We start from the raw sequence: 1869 nt of genomic DNA on the forward strand, positions 1-1869 counted from the left end.
TGCAATCCGCTTGGTTGCGCGACTAGTCTGGGCGAGAAGAAACACTGCACCGCCAACGAGAATTGATCGGTAGGACAGGTTCAATACTTGGGCGATCCAGGTTTTGTCCGACGGTGTCAGAGGCCAGCTTTTATAGATATCCCCCCAGAAAATCGCGGTTCGCCCGGCCCAGTGCAAGGGTCCGCCCGCAGCACCGTCGGCAATGGGGCGGATATTTGTAATGTAAGTATGGCCTTCGTTCAGTTCATTCAGGGCACGATAGAAATCAACCAGCATATCTGCCGATGCTTCCGCTCCGCCCTCGCAAAGAATGATCTCGATCTGATGGTCTCGTTTGGGTCGTGCCAACGTGGTTTCGGTCAAATGCGCATGGTCATTTACAGGGACATAATGCTTCATTTCTCCTCCACCTTCTTTAGCGCTTCGGCCGCGAGCAGTCGTTCCCGAATTCGGATTGAAAACCCCCGCCAGTTGGCGGGGGTTTATTGATTGAGGTTTATTCAGCTGCGTCCATGTATTCGGTCATTGGCGGGCATGTGCAGATTAGGTTTCGGTCGCCGTATGCGTTGTCGACGCGGTTGACGGGGGACCAGTATTTGTCGACGCCCATGGAGCCTGGGGGGAAGCAGGCCTGTTCACGGGTGTAGGGACGGTCCCAGTCGCCGACCAGATCGCGCACCGTGTGGGGAGCGTTTTTCAGCGGGTTGTTTTCCGCGTCGATCTTGCCGTCGATGATGTCCTGTGCCTCGGAGCGGATGGACAGCATGGCGTCGCAGAAGCGGTCCAGCTCGTCCATGGGTTCCGATTCCGTAGGCTCGACCATCAGGGTGCCGGCCACCGGCCAGGACATGGTGGGCGCGTGGAAGCCGCTGTCCACCAGACGCTTAGCGATGTCATCGACGCTGACATGGGCCGCTTCGTCCAGCGGGCGGGTGTCGAGGATGCATTCATGCGCCACGCGACCCGTTTCCGAGGTGTAGAGGATCGGGTAGGCATCCTTGAGCCGCGCCGCGATGTAGTTGGCGTTCAGGATCGCCACTTTCGTGGCCTGCGTCAGACCCGCGCCGCCCATCAGCAGCACATAGGCCCAGCTAACCGGCAAGATCGAGGGCGACCCAAAGGGCGCCGCCGAGACCGGACCCACGGCAGTGCCGTATTCCGGGTGGCCGGGCAGATGCTCGGTCAGATGCGCTTTGACGCCGATCGGACCCATGCCGGGGCCGCCGCCGCCATGGGGGATGCAGAAGGTCTTGTGCAGGTTCAGGTGGCTGACGTCACCGCCGATGTCTCCGGGACGCGACAGACCCACCATGGCGTTCATGTTGGCGCCGTCGATATAAACCTGACCGCCATGATCATGGGTGATCTGGCAGACCTCCTGCACGGTGGTCTCAAACACGCCATGGGTCGAGGGGTAGGTGATCATGCAGGCGGCCAGATGGTCCGAGTGCTTTTCGGCCTTGGCGCGGAAATCATTCAGATCAATGTTGCCCTTCTCATCCGCCTGCACAGGCACAACCTGCCAGCCCACCATCTGGGCCGAGGCCGGGTTGGTCCCATGCGCCGAGGTCGGGATCAGGCAGACATTGCGCTGCCCTTCGCCCCGGGCGAAGTGATAGTTGCGGATGGTCAAGAGGCCTGCGTACTCACCCTGCGCGCCCGAGTTGGGCTGCTGGCTGATCGCGTCATAGCCGGTGATCTGGCACAACTTGTCGTTCAGATCATCGATCATCTCATGATAGCCCTGCGCCTGATCTTCGGGGCAGAACGGGTGCAGGTTGCCGAACTCGGGCCAGGTGACCGGGATCATCTCGATCGTGGCGTTCAGCTTCATGGTGCAGGAGCCCAGCGGGATCATCGCCCGGTCCA

At 60.6% G+C, this 1869-nt stretch carries 1 protein-coding gene and 1 pseudogene; both read right to left on the minus strand.

The features are described 5' to 3' along the window. A pseudogene (locus tag ACR0EL_RS21355) lies at window positions 1–399 on the minus strand (hypothetical protein); the annotation flags it as partial. A gap of 97 nt (window positions 400–496) precedes the next feature. Beyond that, the coding region (locus tag ACR0EL_RS21360) for a beta-eliminating lyase-related protein (RefSeq protein ID WP_480502159.1) at window positions 497–1869 on the minus strand (1373 nt) is incomplete at its 5' end.

It is taken from the genome of Ruegeria sp. AH12 (assembly GCF_056541465.1).